Annotated in this window: 16 protein-coding genes, 1 tRNA gene and 1 pseudogene; 9 read left to right on the top strand and 9 right to left on the bottom strand. The window is 68.2% G+C overall.

Annotated elements, in window-relative coordinates; genetic code table 11:
- The first annotated feature begins 136 nt into the window (after positions 1 to 136).
- Positions 137 to 1,312: a HEPN domain-containing protein gene (locus FM051_RS54125; RefSeq protein ID WP_420803646.1), complete on the top strand. Its 1,176-nt coding sequence runs from the start codon at positions 137 to 139 to the stop codon at positions 1,310 to 1,312.
- Between the two features lie 367 nt (positions 1,313 to 1,679).
- Positions 1,680 to 1,934, top strand: coding sequence for a hypothetical protein (locus FM051_RS34245; RefSeq protein WP_158850729.1), 255 nt, complete (start codon positions 1,680 to 1,682; stop codon positions 1,932 to 1,934).
- 239 nt (positions 1,935 to 2,173) lie between these two features.
- Here FM051_RS34245 and FM051_RS52250 read toward each other — a convergent pair whose 3' ends face one another.
- From FM051_RS52250 to FM051_RS34225, 5 genes are all read right to left on the bottom strand, one after another.
- Positions 2,174 to 2,461 carry a tyrosine-type recombinase/integrase gene (locus tag FM051_RS52250; protein ID WP_238412851.1) on the bottom strand — a complete coding sequence of 96 codons (288 nt, stop codon included), beginning with the start codon at positions 2,459 to 2,461 and terminating at the stop codon, positions 2,174 to 2,176.
- 215 nt (positions 2,462 to 2,676) lie between these two features.
- Complete coding sequence (locus FM051_RS52245; RefSeq protein ID WP_238412850.1) at positions 2,677 to 3,486, bottom strand: site-specific integrase; 810 nt, start codon at positions 3,484 to 3,486, stop codon at positions 2,677 to 2,679.
- 12 nt (positions 3,487 to 3,498) lie between these two features.
- Positions 3,499 to 3,819 carry a helix-turn-helix domain-containing protein gene (locus tag FM051_RS54120; protein WP_158850727.1) on the bottom strand — a complete coding sequence of 107 codons (321 nt, stop codon included), beginning with the start codon at positions 3,817 to 3,819 and terminating at the stop codon, positions 3,499 to 3,501.
- Positions 3,816 to 5,048 carry a DUF3631 domain-containing protein gene (locus tag FM051_RS34230; protein ID WP_158850725.1) on the bottom strand — a complete coding sequence of 411 codons (1,233 nt, stop codon included), beginning with the start codon at positions 5,046 to 5,048 and terminating at the stop codon, positions 3,816 to 3,818. The genes FM051_RS54120 and FM051_RS34230 overlap by 4 nt, the downstream gene beginning before the upstream one ends.
- Before the next feature lie 271 nt (positions 5,049 to 5,319).
- Positions 5,320 to 5,886, bottom strand: coding sequence for a DNA cytosine methyltransferase (locus FM051_RS34225; protein WP_158850723.1), 567 nt, complete (start codon positions 5,884 to 5,886; stop codon positions 5,320 to 5,322).
- 138 nt (positions 5,887 to 6,024) lie between these two features.
- Here FM051_RS34225 and FM051_RS53360 point away from each other — a divergent pair, with 138 nt between their 5' ends.
- The 4 genes from FM051_RS53360 to FM051_RS34210 all read left to right on the top strand — a co-directional run bounded on the left by FM051_RS53360 (position 6,025) and on the right by FM051_RS34210 (position 7,755).
- Positions 6,025 to 6,150, top strand: coding sequence for a hypothetical protein (locus FM051_RS53360; RefSeq protein WP_274383822.1), 126 nt, complete (start codon positions 6,025 to 6,027; stop codon positions 6,148 to 6,150).
- Between the two features lie 169 nt (positions 6,151 to 6,319).
- Complete coding sequence (locus tag FM051_RS34220; RefSeq protein ID WP_158850721.1) at positions 6,320 to 6,805, top strand: hypothetical protein; 486 nt, start codon at positions 6,320 to 6,322, stop codon at positions 6,803 to 6,805.
- Positions 6,806 to 7,138: 333 nt separating this feature from the next.
- Positions 7,139 to 7,231 (top strand) — tRNA-Ser (locus tag FM051_RS34215).
- A 164-nt stretch (positions 7,232 to 7,395) separates the two neighbouring features.
- Positions 7,396 to 7,755, top strand: a complete 360-nt coding sequence (locus FM051_RS34210; RefSeq protein WP_158850719.1) for an HIT family protein — start codon at positions 7,396 to 7,398, stop codon at positions 7,753 to 7,755.
- 66 nt (positions 7,756 to 7,821) lie between these two features.
- Here FM051_RS34210 and FM051_RS34205 read toward each other — a convergent pair.
- A pseudogene (locus FM051_RS34205) lies at positions 7,822 to 9,344 on the bottom strand (M28 family metallopeptidase).
- Between the two features lie 63 nt (positions 9,345 to 9,407).
- The gene (locus FM051_RS34200; RefSeq protein ID WP_158850717.1) at positions 9,408 to 10,055 is read right to left on the bottom strand and encodes a GNAT family N-acetyltransferase; all 648 of its coding nucleotides are present in this window, start codon (positions 10,053 to 10,055) and stop codon (positions 9,408 to 9,410) included.
- Between the two features lie 56 nt (positions 10,056 to 10,111).
- On the opposite strand from FM051_RS34200, the gene FM051_RS34195 reads away from it, so the two are divergent.
- Positions 10,112 to 11,080: an NAD(P)H-quinone oxidoreductase gene (locus FM051_RS34195; protein WP_158850715.1), complete on the top strand. Its 969-nt coding sequence runs from the start codon at positions 10,112 to 10,114 to the stop codon at positions 11,078 to 11,080.
- 1,576 nt (positions 11,081 to 12,656) lie between these two features.
- On the opposite strand, the gene FM051_RS34190 is transcribed toward FM051_RS34195, so the two are convergent.
- Together FM051_RS34190 and FM051_RS34185 are read right to left on the bottom strand one after the other, a co-directional pair.
- Positions 12,657 to 13,298, bottom strand: a complete 642-nt coding sequence (locus FM051_RS34190; RefSeq protein WP_158850713.1) for a class I SAM-dependent methyltransferase — start codon at positions 13,296 to 13,298, stop codon at positions 12,657 to 12,659.
- Between the two features lie 12 nt (positions 13,299 to 13,310).
- The gene (locus FM051_RS34185) at positions 13,311 to 14,510 is read right to left on the bottom strand and encodes a cysteine desulfurase-like protein (RefSeq protein WP_158850711.1); all 1,200 of its coding nucleotides are present in this window, start codon (positions 14,508 to 14,510) and stop codon (positions 13,311 to 13,313) included.
- A 113-nt stretch (positions 14,511 to 14,623) separates the two neighbouring features.
- On the opposite strand from FM051_RS34185, the gene FM051_RS34180 reads away from it, so the two are divergent.
- Entirely contained in the window at positions 14,624 to 15,175 is a 552-nt protein-coding gene (locus tag FM051_RS34180; protein WP_158850709.1) for a bacterial proteasome activator family protein, read from the top strand.
- Between the two features lie 330 nt (positions 15,176 to 15,505).
- Positions 15,506 to 16,429 (top strand): galactan export ABC transporter permease subunit Wzm/RfbD, encoded by a 924-nt coding sequence (gene wzm, locus FM051_RS34175; protein ID WP_158850707.1) that lies wholly within the window; start codon positions 15,506 to 15,508, stop codon positions 16,427 to 16,429.
- The last annotated feature ends 2 nt before the right edge of the window (positions 16,430 to 16,431 follow it).

Below are 16,431 nucleotides of genomic sequence, written 5' to 3'. Positions count from 1 at the left end.
ACCAGAAAGGTGCTCCTGAACTGGTTCGGACATGACCCTCGACAAGTCATATCCTTGCAGCTCAGAGCACCTTTCTCCGTGATCGACACCCTTTCGCGCCGAAACACCGTGAAAGCAGCGGGCTAGCGTCAGCGATTTGATATTCGAACCAACCCCTTACGCCATCGGAATCTGCGCGGGAACACGAGTAAACATCTTCAACCTGTTCCTCATTGAGCATAACAGTCAAGGAAAAACAGTCTTCACGGCATCACATATGATCATCGGTTCTCACATTGAGGATGCCGAGCCTCTATTTTCTTCGATCTCCATGGAGTTGACACAGACCTCGACATGGGCCCGTCGACGCCCATTCGAGCTCGATAGCCCGCCCGGAGGGCGTAGGATGACTATTTCTTACGGGCATCCCGAAGAAGTACGAGCTGAGCTACCGAATGCCGAAGTCCGACTTGACAGTAGATACTCTCGTTCATACAACTCCGACTCAGTACATGTGAGCCATCACGACACATTCCAGGTTTCTTTCGCTTCGCCCATCACGCTCGAGCAGATCTCACGCTCTTATATAGACCCTCTGCGGTACTTTCTGGCACTTGCATTAGGACCAGTCCCACGTGTTGTGCAAACTCATCTAGGGCTTGCCACACCAACCGCAGCAACTCCTCCCGCCTTTCACCCCCTTGAACTTAGGTTGCCCGAAGAAGCCACACCTAAACTCGAGCGCCTGACCAATCACCACCGCATGGCTTTCACCATAGAGACACGGCCATTTGCGGAGATCGTCCCTCGGTGGTTCACGGTCTTTCAGACGTTCCCCACAGTATGCGACTTGCTATTCAATGCCGCACAACAAAGCCACCTCACAGCAAAATTCTTCAATTTGGCATCCTCACTCGAGCCAATGCATCAAAAAAGTTTCCCTCAATCATCAAAGAAGTCGCCTGAGCATCACAAAAAAGTGGACAAGATCCTGAAAAGCGCGCCTCTCGAGCACGTAGAGTGGCTACGGGCGAGTCTTGCATACTCGCACACGCCGAAATACCGACAGAGGATTCGAGAGCTTTTGGACTTCATCGGTCCGGTGAGGCACCGGTTCATCGATCAGGACCTGGAAGACTGGTCGAGGTCGGTAGCAGATTATCGGAATACCGTTGCCCACTCAAAGTCACTCGAAAGCATGGACTGGAGCCACCTGTCTCACACCACCCGACAGGTCGATATTCTTCTGCGGTTTACTCTGATGAGACATCTCGGTTTCACCGAGACAGAATGCGACGGTCTTTACCATCCTGGCATATGGGAGTGGCATTAGATATAGACTGCGCCGCGCCATCCAGACGATGTTCTGCCGAATTCGGCTCTATGGGATCAAGGCGCGCCGCCTGCGGCGGCGCGCGGTTCGGGGCAGCTCACGTTGGCACCGACTCCCCGCATCGCGGCGCGCCGGGCTCCCGCTCCGCTCCGCCCGTCGGCCGCGCGCGGAGTCGGTGCACGTGGTCGGGAGGCGGCGCGCTGGTGGTGGCACGTCGGATGGTCGAGCTGCTTCCGGCCGCTCTGGGCCGTGACGATCGCGTGGTCCCACAGTTGGCCGGGCTGGGCACGGCGATCGACGCCCGCCGACGCTCCGCGCCAGCGGCCAACGGAGGTGGAGCGGCTAGCGTTCAGGGCGAGGGGGTGTCATGGATTTGATCAGCCGGTACCTCGGCCTGGTGGACGAGTACGTGCGCCGACACCCCGATGAGCGGGTGGGGCAGGCCCACTACAACGTCTTGCGGCTGGAGTGGCCGCATCTTCAGTACGAGATCGTGGGCACCGAGCGGGACTGCTTCAGCGCCGACAGTCGGCTTCCCGCGTTCCTTGAGTGGGTAGAGCACGCCTTGGCCGCCGAGCAGCGAGCAGTCGAGGACGGACAGGCCCCCACCACACAGGTGTAGCTACCGGTGTAGCAACCAAGGCGAACCGGGGCGGACGGGTACGGACGGCCGCGAGTCTGTGAGCTGCGGGAACGGCTTGAAACGGACGGCGTTGAACGGGCGGATGCGGCCTTGAAAGCGGGAGACGGGCAACCATCCGGGGGCTCAAATCCCTCCGCTTCCGCAGTCTGACCAGCAAAAACAGGGGCGGCTCACCAGTCGGTGAGCCGCCCCTGTCCCGTCCAGTCTCATTCACAGTCTCATTCGCGGGTCCACAGGAACCCACTCAGCCGGTTGGCGATGTCGTCCCGCATGGCCGCAGTGACGTGCATGTACCGCTCCGCGACCTTGGTGTTCGACCAGCCCATGAAGTCCATCACCGCCCGCTGAGGTACGCCGAGCAGCAGCAGGACAGTTGCGGCGGTGTGCCGTGCGTCGTGTAGTCGAGCATCCCTGACGCCAGCGTCCGCGAGTAGCCGCTTCCATTCATCGTGGTCTGCCCGAGGATTCGAGTGCTTTGCCGTTGGACTGGGTGAACATCCAGTCACCTCCTTGCCACAGGTCCCCCGCCGCTTCCCGCTCCTTGTCTTGTGTCTCCTTGTGGCTCACTAGCAGCTCGAAGAGCTGATCGGGCAGTCGGATTCCGCGCCGTCCTTTGCTCGACTTCACGTCGACTTCCAGGATCCCGCCGATGCGCTCCGGGCAATACCTGGCGTGCTTCACACAGCCAACCGGGCAGGGCGGTGGACACTTCTTGTGCTTCTTACACGTGACTGGGCACGGCTTCGTCTTGTGGCGGGGGGGCGATGCAGGCTGCCGGATCAGTACAGCCGTGTTCGTACGTTTGCCGTTGACGTTGCTTGCTGACCCGTAGAACTTTGGTGGTGGTGTTGAGCCGCGACCAGCGGAACCCGAGCGACTCCCCTTTTCTTGTACCGAGTGCCAGCGCCAGGATGAACCGCACCCCGTTGCGCCTGGTGAGCGCTGCCGTCATGAGGGCTTGGACTTCCTCGGGCTCGAACGGCTCGATTTCGTCCTCATCGAGCCGTGGTGCCTTCACGAGATCGAAGGGGTTTTCCCTGATGGCCTTCCGCTTTCGTGCCTCTCGCCACGCGGTCCGTGCCGTGCGGTGCACCTGGTGCACCGTTCCCGGCTTGAAGTCACCACTGCGCAGCATTTTCGCGTACAGCTTCTCGAAGTGCTCCGCTTCCGTCTGGTCCATCCACCGCTGACCCAACGCGGGGATCACGTGCTTGTAGACCGCCGTCCGGTAGCCCTCAAGCGTCTTGTAGCGCACGCTCGGCGCGGCGATGTTCTCCACCCAGTGGGTCAGCCACTCGCGCACTCGCCAACGCTTCGCACCGGCTTTGCGAATTTCGCCGTTGTCCCGCTGGTTCTCCAGTTCGCGGACCTTGTCGCGAACTTCTCCCTCGTCTTTGCGCATGACGTGACGCCGGTCGGGCGTTCCGTCGTCTTTCGTACCGACCGTGACGCGGCCGTGCCAGTAGCCGTCTTTGCCGTAGTAGACGCTCGACGTGCCGTTCGGTTGGCGCGTCTTTTTCGTGCGAGCCATGCCGCGCCCTCCTTAAGCTGCGTCCGGGTTCTGCAAGAGCTTCCGCGCGTAGGCATCCACCGCCGCGACGTGGATACGCCGCAGGCGACCGATCTGCACCGACTCGACCTCTCCGGTACCAATGAGGCGATACATGGTCGTGCGGCCGACTCCGAGCCTTTCCGCTGCCTCCTCGGTCGTGAGAAGCACACGGTTCGACCGGGATGGAACGGACTTCGGCGCGACGCCCGAGACGTCCTGCGATTCCGTCTGGTCGTCGGTGATGAGCGTCGTCAATTGGGTCGTCAACTGCGCCACCAACGCGAGGATGGCTGCGGTGTTCTTCGCGGTCATGCTGCACCTCCGGTGACGCGGATGAGGGGGGTAGGCGTCCCAGCCGTCCCAGCCGTCCCGATGCTGGTCAGAGCGGGACGGCTGGTTTTGGCGGGACGGTTCGTGCCGTCCCAAGGGTTCGTGCCGTCCCGCTCTGACCAGGGCTGGGACGGTTGGGACGTCTCCTGCTCGGGGGGTGGGCAGTAGCGCGCCCAGGCGTCTTCGAAGTGAGCCCGTTGGTAGCCCTTGGATTGGGTGCCGTCGGGGAATCGGATGTTGGCCGACGTGATGTCGAATTCCCGGAGCATTCCGGCGAGTTTCGCGGCGGTGATGCCGGTCTTGCCGAGAGTGGTCCAGGGTGCTTCAGGGTCGGCTTTGAGCTGGTCCATTAGGACGGCGGAGGGGATGGCGGTGTGGTTGCCGAAGATGGCGCGGCAGTCCATGAGCAGTCGGATTCGGATGGAGCCCTGGTCGCTGCTGGCGGCTTCGCCGGTGAGCGCCAGGACAGCCGCACGGGCACGGTTGGGCCAGGTCCCCCCGGCATGTTCGGCTACGGCCACCAGGGGTTCCCAGGTGTCGGCGGCACGGTCTTCCACCGGCATGGCGGGTTCCAGGTTTTCGAGCGTGTCCAGATCGGCCCGTAGCCAGGTGTTCAGCCGGTCGGCAATGCGGCGCAGGCCGGGCCGGTCGCGTCGGTGCCGGTAGGGGTCGGCGCGTTCGCCGGGGGCGCGGCGGCGCATCCGCACGACGACGGCGCGGTCTTCGATGGTGTCGGGCATCGCGCCGATTCCGGCGAGTGCGGCCATGGCGAAGGTGGGGATCGACTCCACGCGGTTGGTGTTGGCGTCGTAGCGCTTGGCCGGACGGTTGCGCTGGTGTCCGGCGTTGAGCAGCCCGCGAAGGTCTTCGTTGCCGTTGGCGTTGGGGCCGAAGATGGTGTCCGCCTCATCCACCAGCATGGTGGGCGGGTCCTCACTGATCGACCGGTAGACGGCGGCGGGCGACGAGTTGACCGTGATGAACGGTTCGTGACAGGTGGCTTCGACCACGTCCAGCAGTCGGGACTTGCCGCACCGCTTCTCCGGTCCCCGGATGACCAGCCGGGGCGCGTGTGCCCAGGCCGGTTGCGCGTGGGTGGCGGCGATCCACAGCACGACCGCGTCGGCTGCCTCCGGCGACGGCATGACTAGGTAGCGGGTGAGCGCGGCGTGCAGTTCGTCCAGCAGCTCGGCACCGTTCGTCGTGGTCATGCGGCGTTCCCCTTCGTGCGTTCGCGGTAGGCGGCTTGTCGGCAGGCCTGGGAGCAGTGGCGCGGCCACCGGCCGGTGACCGGGCGGATGAGTGCGACGCAGCATCGGCAGTGACGCTTTCCACCGGCGCCGGTGGCTTCCGTCATCGGCGTGGCGTGGCGGCGTGACGTTTGCGCCCTGGGCGCTTCCGTCACGGGCTTGGCGAGGTGGCGCGCGTGGCCGATGAGCTGTACGCCGATCCAGGCGGTGTAGATGGGCGGGATGGCCTGGGTCAGGTTCGGCCAAGGCATCCAGTCGATCCCCATGGCCGCGCGGGCGACCGCGGTCGGGGTGCCGCGTGACGCTTCCCCGTCGACGGGGTTTCGTGACGCTTCCCCCGCAGCCTGGTGTGCGTCGGGTGACGTTCCCCGCCGGCTGGGTTTCGTCTCCCGCGCTGGCCGTAGGAGCCGTAGACCGGCACGGCCGGTGCGTCGCGGTCGTGGTGGCACGGGGTGCCGTACAGGGTGAGGTTGGACTCGAAGAGCCGGTGTCGGCGCACGCCCAGCCGCAGCGTGTCGCCGCAGATGGTGATGGGGTCGATCAGTGGTGCGCCGGGGACGTTCTCGATGACATAGCCCAAGATGTCCCCGTTGGTCACCGCGTCGCGGAGTCGCTGCCGGATCGGTTCCACCAGGTCGGGGTAGTCGTCGCGGCGGTCCTCCGGCGTGGCCTGCGACCAGCGCTGACAGGGCGGGGATGCCGCGATCACGTCGTAGCCGGTCAGGTCGACGGTGAGGGCGTCGGCTTGGATGAACGGGAACGGGTAGTGGGGTTGGGGCTCGATGTCGACGCCGGTCACGTCGAACCCGGCGGCGTGGTAACCGGCGGACGCGCCTCCGGCGCAGCAGAACAGGTCCGTTCGGGCTGGTTCAACCGCGCCTCGCGACCTGCGAAAAGGACTCCGACGGGCCGCCCCGAACGGCCGTGCAAATACCGCGTGGTCGGTTGGCAGGTCTCCACCGGCCTGCGCACCGACCTGGCCCTGGACGCCCTGGAGATGGGCCTGTGGACCGACGTCCACCACACCGGCTCCGCAACGGCGAAGCCCCCGAGCTCGGGCTGATGGAACGTGTCCTGGCGGGCCTCCGCCGCATCCGATTCACCCGATCGGGCTACACCGTTCAGGTTAACGCGGCTCCGCCCTGTCATCGACACTGGTGGTGGCGCGCGCCTTCCAAGGGATCCGACGTACCCCTGCGGAAGGGGAGAACATGAGACGAACAGTGGGACTGATGGCCGCACTACTCGCGGTGATGGGCATGTCCGCCGCGCCCGCGAACGCGCAGCCCAGTCCCTTCAGCGATCTCATCGCCGTGCAGGAGGCGACCGCACGCTTCCACAGCGTGCACGAGGCGGTCGCGGCGGGCTACCTCCCGACGAACGAATGCGTACCGGGAATGGGCTATCACTGGGTCAACCCCGCTCTCTTCGAACCACCGGGTGAGAGCCGCCTCGACCTCCGCAAGCCGGAGGTGCTGCTGTACGAACGGACGGCCCGCGGAGGCCTGCGCCTGACCGGCGTCGAGTACCTGTGGTCCGACGCCGACCAGGACCTGCGCACCGACAACGACCGCCCGTCGCTGTTCGGAGTGCCGTTCGTCGGGCCGATGGAGGGCCACGGGCCCGGCATGCCGAAGCACTACGAGCTGCACGCCTGGGTGTGGAAGTACAACGCGAACGGGCTGTTCGCGCAGGAGAACCCGAAGGTCACCTGCTGAGCAGGCCGTCCAGGCGGCCCACTCCGCCCCAGAGATCGAGTTGCGCCCCCTTGGCCTCAGTGTCGACCGAAGCCAAGGGGGCGTGTGACCGTCGGACGGGAAGCGCGGCCGGCGGCCTGGGTGGAGCGGTTCGCCGCGCACCTCGCCGAGGAGGCGCACGTCCACGCGAAAGTTTGTACCAACCGCTCGTTCACACCGACTCTGTGCGTCCGATCGAAACCTCAGTTGGTCCAAAGAGGACTGAACTAGTCTCAAACGCCGTCTCATTCACGCCGGTTCAGCCGTCGTTCACTGCCGTTCAGGCCGGTCCGGTCATGTTGCCTGACCTGCGGCGGAGACGTTGGTGCACCGGCACGAACGGTATCGCCGATACCTTGAAAGCGGGAGACGGGCAACCGTCCGGGGGTTCAAATCCCTCCGCTTCCGCTTGGGCCTCTGAACTGCCGAAAGGCGGGTCGGAGGTAGTTCGCAGGGCGCAGGCTGGGCGCGTACGGCACTTCCAGTGCACACGCTTCCGGGGCAGCTGCCTCCAGCACGCCTGGGGCTCGTCGCCTTTTCGACCGCCGTGATCAAGTGGCTACGGTGGATGAGTGCGCCAGGACTGGTACTGCGATGAAGTGATCCCCGGCAAGGTCGCGGTGGACGTACTCGTGGAGACGGCGACGGTCCTGGCCTTTCGACCACCTCGGCCGGGGTTCAGCCGGGAGCACATCATCGTCGTCCCGAAGCTGCACGTGTCATCCCTGTTGGAGCTGGCGCCGGAATTGGCCGTCGAGATGCTCACCGTCCTTCAGGAATCGGGCCGCCAAGCCGTCGTGCGACATGGGGGCTGCCAAGTGCTCACGACCCTGGGCAGCGAACAGCACAACAAGCACCTCCACTGGCACATCGCGGCCGGCGACGGCGTTGCCCGGTTCGTCACCGTGACCCCACCGCCCGTTCACGGCTAGAACTGACTGAAAGCGCGAGGGGCCGGTCTCCTGGCCGAGGAGACCGGCCCCGATGGGAACCCGCGCTTACGCCGCTTCGGCGTGCGAGTGGTGTTCCTCGACGTGCGCGGAACGTGCCGCCGCCGCACGCACCTCGGCGCGCTGGGCACGAGCCGGCACGCCGTTGACGGTTTCCGTGCTGACCGCGTACGACGCGGTCACCCACGCGACCGCGTCGGCGTTGCGGTCCAGGGCCGTGCGGTCCAGGTTGCCGAGGTTGTCACCGGCGCCGTGGTAGTGGGGGTCGTAGGCGACGCCCGCGGTGCCGCCCCACTTCGCCACCTGGGCCTCGGTCTTGAGGACCTCGGCACCGGTGAACAGGCCGCCGGCGGGGATGCCCTGGGCGATGAACTCGCCGTAGTCCGAACGGCCGGTGAAGTCGGTGCCCTCGACCTGCACGGCCTTCTCGACCGTCAGGTAGTCCACGAACGCCTTCTCGATCTGCGCGGAACCGTACGGCCCGGAGCCCGCACCGACGCCGTCGGAGTCGTCGCCGTCGTACACGAAGTACCCGGCGTTCGGGGAGCCGATCATGTCGAAGTTCAGGTACAGCGCGATGTCCAACTGCTGCTCGAACGTCAACGACTGCACGTACTTCGTCGACCCGACCAACCCCAGCTCTTCGGCACCCCACCAGCCGAACCGCACCGCGTTGTTGACCTTCGGCGAACCGCCGAGCTTCAACGCCGTCTCCAGCAGGCCCGCCGAACCGGTGCCGTTGTCGTTGATGCCGGCACCGTTCTCGACGCTGTCGAGGTGCGCGCCCGCCATCACGACGTTGTCCTTGCGACCGGTCTTGGTCTGCGCGATCACGTTGCGCGAGATGCGGTCTTCGTCGTGGTAGCACAGGTCGACGGTCGCCGCCTGCCCGCCGAGCAGGGCCAGCGCGTTGCCGTCGGCCTGGGTGACGCCGCCGGTGGGCACGACGCCGGGCGTGCCCAGGGTGACGCCCGACAGCTTGCCCTCGCGGTTGTTCGAGATGATCACCGCGATGGCGCCCGCGGCGGCCGCGTTGCGGTGCTTGACGTCGAACGTGCAGGCGCCGCGGCGGATCAGGGCCACCGCGCCGGTGAAGTCCTGCCCGGCGAAGTCGGTCGCCTCGCAGCCCGGCGTGGCGTCCTCGGGGACGACGCGCAGCGGGCCGGTGACGCCGCCGACCGGCGTCTGCGGCGACAGCTCCAGCGGGATGTTCTCGTACGTCGTGGCGCCGACCTCGGCGATCGCGGCGTCGGTGATCTGCACGGGGTAGGTGAACTCCGGCGTCGTCACGTCGAACCCGGCGCCGCGCAGCTTGCCCGCCACGTACTCCACGCTGGCGTCGTAACCGGTCGTACCCGCGCCCGGTTGCCGCCGTTGCGGTCGGCGATGCGCTGCAACGCGATCAGGTGGCGGTTGACCCCTTCGAGGGTGACGGCTTTGGTGAGGTTCCTGGCCAGCTTCGGGCCGTCGAACTCCACCGCGGAGGCGACGTTTACGCCCGGCACGGCGACCAGTAAGAGGGATGCGGACGCGAGGACCGCCGCGCGTCGGATCCCCCGTCTACCTGACATGGTCGAGTTCCCCATTCACTCGGATGCCGAACCCCCACAATTCGTGCGGCCGTGCGCAATCCGTCAGTCGGTGGGTTCTCGGCCGGTGAGCAGCGGAAGGCACGGTGTCACGCCGTTCACCGTCAACGCCCAGTCGGGCCGGCGGAACGTCTCCGGCGTCACCACCAGCCGGGTCTGCTCGGCCGCCACACCCCGGCGGACCTGCCGGAACGTGCCGTCGGGCCGGTAGCCGAGCCGGCGGCTCACCCCGTGCGACGCGGCGTTGTCGTTGAACGCGCTCGACCGCGCCGCCACCGCGCCGAGGTGGTCGAACGCGAACATCAGCACCGCCGCCCGCATCTCCGTGCCGATCCCCTGCCCCTGGTACCGCAGCCCGAGCCACGACCCGCTGGTGACCTCGCGGAGGATCGGGAAGTCGTCCGCGCCGAGGCCCTGCGTGCCGATCACGCGACCGTCCAGGCGCACCAGGAAGTTCAACGTCCACCGCTCCGGCGTCAGGGACGCGCGCACCCGCCAGTAGTGCTGGAACGTGTTGATGCCGAGCTTGTCGCGCGGCGCGTCGGTCCACTCCACGCCGAACGGCATCCAGTCCGGCGGGTGGATGCCGTCCAGCGTCACGTCCGCCAGTTCGACCAGGCCCTCGTCGTCGTCGGGGCGCAGTTCGAGGCGCGGGGTGCGGAGCACCAGGTTTCGGAACGGCCAGTGGTCCATGCCCGTTGATGGTGGCGATCGCACGTCTCCCGGGCGACCGGATTACCGTCGGGTCCATGCGCGCGATCACCATTCGTGAACCCGGCGGACCGGACGTGTTGACGTGGGCGGAAGTTCGGGATCCCGACCCCGGACCGGGCGAGGTCCTGCTCGACGTGGCCGCGACCGCGGTGAACCGGGCCGACCTGCTCCAACGGCAGGGCCACTACCCGCCGCCGAAGGGCACGTCCGACGTGCTGGGCCTGGAGTGCTCGGGCACGGTCGCGGCGGTCGGCGAGGGCGTGACGGGCTGGCAGGTCGGTGACGAGGTGTGCGCGCTGCTGGCCGGCGGCGGGTACGCGGAGCGGGTCGTCGTCCCGGCCGCGCAACTCCTGCCGCTGCCCGAGGGCGTCGACCTGGTGACGGCCGCGTCGCTGCCCGAGGTCGCGTGCACGGTGTGGTCGAACGTGGTGATGGTGGCGGGTCTCAAGAGCGGTGAGACGTTCCTCGTGCACGGTGGCGCGGGCGGCATCGGCACGCACGCCATCCAGGTCGCCAAGGCGCTCGGCGCGCGCGTCGCCGTCACCGCGGGTTCGGCGGAACGGCTGGAGCGGTGCGCCGAACTGGGCGCGGACGTCCTGGTGAACTACCGGGAGCAGGACTTCGTGGCCGAGGTCGGCCGGGCGGACGTGGTGCTGGACAACATGGGCGCCGCCTACCTGAACCGGAACGTGGACGTCCTCGCGCCGGACGGTCGGCTGGTGATCATCGGCATGCAGGGCGGTGTGAAGGGCGAGCTGAACATCGGCAAGCTGCTGTCGAAGCGGGCCACCGTCACCGGGACCGGCCTGCGCTTCCGGCCGGTGGACGGCCCGAACGGCAAGGGCCGCATCATCGCCGAGGTGCGCGAGCACGTGTGGCCGATGATCACGTCCGGCCAGGTCAAGCCCATCGTGCACGACGTCCTGCCGGTCGAACGGGCCGCCGACGCCCACCGCGCGCTGGAGGGCGACGGCGTGTTCGGCAAGCTCGTGCTCAAGGTCTGAGTGCTCACGGTCTGAGGTGCGTGAGCAGTTCCTGCGCGTCGGCGTCGGGACTGCTCAACCACCACCCACCCCAGCAACGCCCGCAAGCGGTTGCGGTGCGGTGGCGAGGACGCGAGGGCCGCGCGCAGCGACTCGATGGCCTTGTCCCGGCGGCCGTACTCGACGAACTTGCACGCGGCGGCGAACGCCTTCTCGTCCTCCGGCCGCACCAGCACGTCACGCCACAGCTCGACGGCGGGACCGTGCAGACCGCGTTCCGCGAACTCGTCGGCGACGCGCAGCCGCTCGCCCGCGTCGGTGGACGACCCCACCCCCTCCGCAACGGCCGTGGACGCGTCACCACCCAGGTCCAACCAGCACTCCACCGCGTCGGGTCCACCACCGGCGAGCAGGGCGTCCCGCGCGAGCGCGAATGCCGCCGCCCGTTCGCCCGCCGTCAACAGGTAGCCGATCGGCTCGGCCACCTCGGACACGTCGAACCGCGGCGACCGCAGCAGGCCCCGGACCAGTTCGGCCGCATGAGGGCCGTGCCCGATCTCGCAGAGGACTTCCGCGAGCCTGGCCCGATGCGCCTCCGACCTGCCCTCGACGGCCCGGAGCACCCAGTCGACGGGCTTCGCGCCGTTGTCCAGCAGCACCTTGGCCGCGCCGGCGAAGTCCCACGCGTCGGACTCCGGGTCCTCCAGGACACCACCAGCCGGCAGCACGGCGTCCTCGGGCTGTTGGTTATCGGCGAACTCCTCGGCCACCATGAGCAGGTCCCCGGCACGTCGGCCCTCGCGGTCGCGGTCCAGCACGTCCCGCACCTGGTGCACCGCCTCCGAACCCTCGACCTGGAACAGGACCGAAGCAGCGCCGGCCACGTCCGCGCCGGTCAGCAGGACTTTCCGAGCCAGCGCGCCGGCCGCCGCCGGGTCGAACGCCAGGAGCCGGCGCGCGGCCCACAACACATGGTGGATCAGGGCGGTGCGCCGGTCGGCCAGCCACTGGGCCAGCTCCAGCCGTGCCGGGCGGTCGGCCAGCACGCAGCGCAGTTCGGCCTGGACGTTGCGGCCGCCGCCGTCGAGCAGGGCCTTCACGAACCCGCCGTAGAGATCGACCCGGTTGGCGGGCAAGGGCCTGCTCGGGGCGCGGGTGTAGGTGATGGCGGCGATGGCGGCCAGCAGCGGGTTGCGCACCAGCTCGCGCAGCCGGCCGTCGGAGGTCTGGCGGACGAAGTCGGCCGCGCGTTCGGTGGCCGTGCGCGGGTCCTGGGCGCGGAACCAGGCCTGCGCGAACTCGACCAGCTCCTCCCGGCCGAACGGCTGGATGCCGCAGAACGCCAACCCCGCCTCGTGCAGCGGGTCCAGCGAGGCGTCCGCGGGCTGCCTGGTCGTCACCACGATCCGGTAGTCGACGCCGCGCCGCACCTGCCGGACGCTCGACCGCCGACGAGTCGTCCTCGGCCTGCCCGCGCACCGCCTGCCGCACGTACACCTGCACCAGCTTGGGTTTGCGCACCCCGAGCAGGTCGTAGGGCAGGTCTTCGGTGAGCTCCCGCTGCGCGTCGAGCAGGCTGATCAGTTCCGGGGTCACGTCAGTCCAATGCGGTCGCGGTGGCGAGGAAGGTTCGGGGGGTGGTGCGGAAGCGCAGCGCGAACTCCTCGGCCCACCGGACCAGCACGGTCTGCTCGCCGGGGCGTTCGGCGTCGTCCACGAGGACCGCCGCGCCCGGTGCGAGCACGCCGCGGAAGACGGGGAGCGCCGGGTACCTCGCGTCGCCTAACAACGGGCCGTCGACCAGCAGCAAGTCCACCAGGCCGTACCGCTCCACGTACGCCGACACCTCGTCGTGCACGAGTTGCGGGTGGTACCAGTGGGCGTTGCCGAGGGCCGCCGGGTGCGGGGTCAGGGGTGCGTGGACGACGCGGGCGACGTGGCCGAGGCCCTCTCGGCGCAGTTGGCTGGCGACGAACGCCGCCGTGCGCTCGTCGTGCTCGACGGACAGCAGGTGCCCGAAACCGCGTCGGGCCAGCAGCCGTGCCAGGAGGACGGAGGACGCGCCGCACCCGCACTCGACCATCACGGTTCGGGAGCCGAGCAGCACCTCGTCGATGACGGCCGCCAGTGCGGCCGGGCGCAGCTCGTGGGCCGTGGTGGGCAGGTACTCCGACATCAGGGGTGCGAGGCGGTGCAGTGCGGCGAGATCGGCGAGCTCCCGCGACAGCAGGTCGTCCACCCAACCCCCAGTTCACCCCAGCTCGGCGACCGCCCGCACGAGCTCGTCCACTTCCACCGCGTTCGTGTAGTGCGCCAGGCCGACGCGGATCGCTCCGCCGACCTCGCCCACCCCCAGCACCGAGAAGACGCCGTGCTGCCCCGAGTCGGCGAACGCGCACACGCCGCGCTCGGACAGGTGCTCGACGCCGTCGGTCGCCTTCACGCCGGCCACCGTGAACGCCAGCGCGGGCACCCGCCGCATGGCGTCGCCGATCACCATGACGTGACGGAGCGATCGCAGTTCGTTGATGAGATTAGCCAGAAGTCCCGCCTGATAGGCCTTCACCGAACCCAGTGAGGTGAGGACCCGCTCACGGCGCGGGCCCACCGAGGCGTCGTCCAACCCGGCCAGGTACTCCACCGACGCGACCAGACCGGCCAGCAGCGGGTAGGCGTGCGGGCCCAGTTCCAGCCGCTCCGGGCCGCGCGCGCCGGGCTCGACGGCCACCGACGGCATCAGGTCCAGCATCGACGGGTCCCGGAACACCAGGGCGCCGACGGGCGGGCCGCCCCAGTTGTTCGCCGACACGGCCACCACGTCGGCGTCCATCGACGTGATGTCGAGCGGCACGAACGGCGCGGCGGAGGAGGCGTCCACCACGACCAGCGCGTCCGTGCGGCGGGCGGCTTCGGCGATCTTGCGCAGGTCGGGGCGGGTGCCGACGGAACCGGACGCGGCCGTGACGGCGACCAGCTTGCACTTCTGCGTGACCAGCTCGTCGTACTGCCACGCGGGCAGCTCGCACGTCTCGATGTCGACCTCGGCCCACCGCACCACGCTGCCGGTGCGCTGCGCCGCCCGCTGCCACGGCGCGATGTTCGCCGGGTGGTCCAGCCGCGACACCACGACCTCGTCACCCAGGAACCAGCCCTCGGACAACGCGTCGGCCAGCCGTTGCAGCAGCACCGCCGAGCTGGGTCCGAGCACGACACCGGCCGGATCGGCGCCGACCAGGTCCGCCACGGCCCGCCGGGCCGCGTCGACGATGGCCTCGGCGCGTTGCGAAGCCGGGAATATGCCACCCGGCCCGGAGACGGGTGCGCGCAGCGCGGTGGAGACGGCCGTGGCCACCTGTTCGGGTACTTGCATCCCTGCAGGAGCGTCCAGGTGAACCCAGCCGTCGCCGAGCGCGGGGAACAGCCCACGGACCCGGGCGACGTCGAACGCCATGCCGCACACCGTACGGAGGACGCCAGCGCGCGCGACAGCAGGGGCCGCGGGTTTGCCACCCGATCCGTGACCCGGTGAGGCGTGCGCCACCCGATCGGGCCAGGATGGGGGGTATGAGCGAGCCAGCCCGAGGTGATCAGGTGGACAACGAGCGGCACGTGGTCGTGGTAGGCCCCGACGGCAAGCCGGTCGGCACCGCACGGGTGCCGGCGGGTGATGACGCGGGCGGCCAGGACGTCACGGACATGGTCGAGCAGCCGGCGAAGGTCATGCGCATCGGCACGATGATCAAGCAGCTGCTGGAGGAGGTGCGCGCGGCACCTCTGGACGAGGCCAGCCGGAACCGGCTCAAAGAGATCCACAAGCGGTCGATCGACGAGCTGGAGGACGGGCTCGCGCCGGAGCTGCGGGATGAGCTGGAGCGGCTGTCGCTGCCGTTCACCGAGGAGGGCACCCCCTCGGACGCGGAGCTGCGGATCGCCCAGGCCCAGCTGGTCGGCTGGCTGGAGGGCCTGTTCCACGGCATCCAGACCGCGCTGTTCGCGCAGCAGATGGCGGCGCGGGTGCAGCTGGAGCAGATGCGCGGCCGCGCCCTGCCCGCCGGTACCGGCTCCGGTGACGGTTCGGAGACGCCGCACGTCCGGGGCACCGGCCAGTACCTGTGACAGACGGCCGGCGACAGGCGGGCGGTGCGGCGGTCGACGACAGGTGGTCGGTGATCGGCGACACGCCCTGAACGCGCTTCGCAGGGGTCCCCGACCAGGGGATCCCTGTTTTTGATCCTGCCAGAACGGACCGACGATTCGGGGTGGCCGAGTCCGACCTGTGGACAACCGGGAAGCCGCCGACCAGCCGCGACTACGCCGCGTGCGCACCCGACCACGAACAGGTGCCATGGCGGCGACGGGGCTGGGAGCGTGCACGGTAGGGGGTTGACCTCAACGTGACGGCCCGGCGACAGCCGCACCACCCCGTCGCCGGTAGTCTCAACCCTCGTGCAACCCACGAGTACGGTCGACCGACCAGCGGCTCCCCTCGCGCCCAACTCGCGCACGTTCGCGCGCGCGTTCGCCGACCTCCGCGACGCCTGGCACCAGCGCGAGCTGTGGGCACACCTGGGCTGGCAGGACATCAAGCAGCGCTACCGCCGCTCGGTGATCGGCCCGCTCTGGATCACGATCTCCATGGGCACCACGGCGCTCGCGCTCGGTCTGCTGTACTCGCAGCTCTTCAACCAGGAACTGGCCACGTTCCTGCCGTACGTGACGGCCGGGTTCATCATCTGGAACTTCATCCTCGGCGTGGTCACCGAGGGCACCGGGGTGTTCATCGACAACGAGGGGCTGATCAAGCACCTGCCGTCGCCGATCACCGTGCACGTCCTACGCATGGTGTGGCGCCAGGTGCTGTTCTTCGCGCACAACCTCGTCGTCTACTTCATCGTTCTCATCATCTTCTTCCCGGCGCTCACCGAGCAGTACACGATGGAAGGCGACAAGGTCGTGCACCCGGGCCTGTCCTGGTCGGTGTTGATGGCGGTCCCCGGCTTCGCGCTGGTCGTGGTCAACGCGGTGTGGGTGGCGCTGCTGTTCGGCATCATCAGCACCCGGTTCCGGGACATCCCGCCGGTCATCCACAGCTTCATCAACCTGGTCTTCTTCATGACGCCGATCGTCTGGCACGTCGGTGTGCTCAACAAGGTCACCGGCGGCGAGGGCGAGGGCGACGGCGGCTGGCGGGTGCTGATCGCCGAACTGAACCCCCTCTACCACTTCGTGGAGATCGTCCGGGCCCCCCTGCTCGGGCAAACGCAGGACTGGCACCACTGGGTCGTCGTCGGCTCGTTCACCGTCGTGGGCTGGGCATTGGCGCTGGTCGCCATGCGCAACTACCGTGCCCGCGTCTCCTACTGGGTCTGAGT

Source organism: Saccharothrix deserti (genome assembly GCF_009769385.1).
GTDB lineage: Bacteria > Actinomycetota > Actinomycetes > Mycobacteriales > Pseudonocardiaceae > Actinosynnema > Actinosynnema deserti.
The sequence above is the reverse complement of the archived record's forward strand: the minus strand, read 5'-3'. Positions and strand labels throughout refer to the sequence as shown.

Bases quoted from the DNA above. Each gene is read 5' to 3' on its own strand.
- FM051_RS34230 (WP_158850725.1), bottom strand. From the start codon at position 5,048: ATGACCACGACGAACGGTGCCGAGCTGCTGGACGAACTGCACGCCGCG.
- FM051_RS34195 (WP_158850715.1), top strand. From the start codon at position 10,112: ATGCGCGCGATCACCATTCGTGAACCCGGCGGACCGGACGTGTTGACG.
- FM051_RS34180 (WP_158850709.1), top strand. From the start codon at position 14,624: ATGAGCGAGCCAGCCCGAGGTGATCAGGTGGACAACGAGCGGCACGTG.
- FM051_RS54120 (WP_158850727.1), bottom strand. From the start codon at position 3,819: ATGACCGCGAAGAACACCGCAGCCATCCTCGCGTTGGTGGCGCAGTTG.
- FM051_RS52245 (WP_238412850.1), bottom strand. From the start codon at position 3,486: ATGGCTCGCACGAAAAAGACGCGCCAACCGAACGGCACGTCGAGCGTC.
- FM051_RS34245 (WP_158850729.1), top strand. From the start codon at position 1,680: ATGGATTTGATCAGCCGGTACCTCGGCCTGGTGGACGAGTACGTGCGC.
- FM051_RS34220 (WP_158850721.1), top strand. From the start codon at position 6,320: ATGGCCGCACTACTCGCGGTGATGGGCATGTCCGCCGCGCCCGCGAAC.
- FM051_RS34185 (WP_158850711.1), bottom strand. From the start codon at position 14,510: ATGGCGTTCGACGTCGCCCGGGTCCGTGGGCTGTTCCCCGCGCTCGGC.
- FM051_RS34200 (WP_158850717.1), bottom strand. From the start codon at position 10,055: ATGGACCACTGGCCGTTCCGAAACCTGGTGCTCCGCACCCCGCGCCTC.